Origin of the sequence: Pseudoalteromonas sp. SR45-5 (assembly GCF_014163565.1) — a bacterium.
GTDB lineage: Bacteria > Pseudomonadota > Gammaproteobacteria > Enterobacterales > Alteromonadaceae > Pseudoalteromonas > Pseudoalteromonas distincta.
Genome location: NZ_JACJDN010000850.1, coordinates 1 through 1,345 on the forward strand (window position 1 = coordinate 1; position 1,345 = coordinate 1,345).

Consider the following 1,345-nt stretch of genomic DNA (forward strand, 5'->3'; position numbering starts at 1 on the left):
TATGAGATAAAAATTGAATAAACAAGGGTTTAAAATGTTAAAAACTAAAACAACTAAATCAAAACGAATGCGGACAATTAATATGAATCTTTTCGCCTGTTGTTGGATGTTCAAAATATAAATCGCTGGCATGTAATTGTAAGCGTCCTGCCATGTACTCACTTTGTGCACTTTTATACAAATCGCAACCTAAAATAGGGTGACCAATAAAGTGGCTGTGTATTCTCAATTGATGGGTACGTCCAGTAACGGGCGTGAATTGCACTAAGGTTCTGCACGGGTGCTTTAGTCTCTCAAGCGCTTTATATTCACTTATTGCTGTTTTACCTGTTGCTTGGCAAATTTTAACTCGCGGAAAAAGCAGCCTATCTTTTACTATTGGCGCAGTTATTTGTCCTTCATCAACAGCCAAGCATCCCTCTAACATGGCTACATAACGCTTTTGAATAGTACGCGCTTGAAATTGCTTATTAAGGTGCTTTAACGCAATCGCGTTTAACCCAACAATCATAATGCCCGATGTGCCCAAATCTAGCCGATGCGGTAACTTAGCCTCTGCAAATGCAGCTGTTGAGCCCTTTTGACCATTTACTAAGCGGTAATGCACTGAGTCCCAATTAAGCGGATTTTTACCTGATAAGCTTAATAGTCCACTGGGTTTATTGATCAGTAAAATATCGTCATCTTGATATAATATTTCAATAAACCCGTCGCACTTAGGGGCTACAAAATCATCAACTATAATGGGTTGTTCTGAAGGTGTTTGCGATGTTGAGTTAGCCATTAAGTTAATCATTAAATTAGTCACTATCTTTTGAATGAAGCGCTTTTAAAGCCAATACTTTTTCACGTAAATCATCTGCTACTACTTTATCAGCAGCAATCGGGGCACCGACTGCAACCGACACCAAAGACCATTTAAATCGAGGCAATTGCCATTTAGCTTTACGACTAAACATGCTGCCCCATAACCCCCCTAAGTGCACAGGAATAACGGGCACAGGTGAGCGCTCAATAATACGCTCTATTCCACGGCGAAAAATATCCACAGAGCCGTCACTGGTTAGTTTTCCTTCAGGGAAAATACCAACAAGTTCGCCTTTATTAAGCGCAGCAGCTACTTCGTCAAAGGCTTTTTTAAACGCTTCTGGATTGGTTTTTTCACTGTTAATGGGAATAGCCTTGGCCATTTTAAATAACCAATGTAGGGCCGGCGAATAATAAATAGGGGCAAATACCATAAACCGGATAGGCCTTGGTGATGCGGCTAAAATAAACATCCAATCAACAAAGCTGACATGATTACACACGACAACGGCAGCGCCTGCATCAGGTATATTACTTT

The 1,345-nt window shown here is 40.4% G+C and carries 2 protein-coding genes; both read right to left on the bottom strand.

Annotation, left to right across the window (positions count from 1 at the left end; genetic code table 11):
* Window positions 1-58 precede the first annotated feature (58 nt).
* Window positions 59-796, bottom strand: coding sequence for an RluA family pseudouridine synthase (locus H5072_RS19565; protein ID WP_182694524.1), 738 nt, complete (start codon window positions 794-796; stop codon window positions 59-61).
* Window positions 797-800: 4 nt separating this feature from the next.
* Window positions 801-1,345: 1-acyl-sn-glycerol-3-phosphate acyltransferase (locus tag H5072_RS19570; RefSeq protein ID WP_182694525.1), on the bottom strand; the 545-nt coding region annotated here is incomplete at its 5' end.